Raw genomic sequence first — 233 nt, forward strand, 5'->3', positions numbered from 1 at the left:
CGAGACGATATTCTCGATAACGTCACGCTCTATTGGCTGACCGAGACCGGCGTGTCTTCGTCGCGTTTGTACTGGGAGAATAAGCTCGCCTTCTTTGCTCCCAAGGGGATCAAGATTCCGGTTGCGGTCAGTGCATTTCCGGACGAGCTCTATCAAGCGCCCAAGAGTTGGGTCGAGAAGGCGTTTCCAAATCTGCTGTACTACAACCGACAACCGAAAGGCGGTCACTTCGC

1 pseudogene is annotated in these 233 nt (G+C 54.1%); it reads left to right on the forward strand.

The features are described from left to right. Positions 1–233: pseudogene (locus tag GSQ77_RS26335) on the forward strand (epoxide hydrolase); the annotation flags it as partial.

This window comes from Burkholderia sp. L27(2015), assembly GCF_009765705.1.
GTDB lineage: Bacteria > Pseudomonadota > Gammaproteobacteria > Burkholderiales > Burkholderiaceae > LMUX01.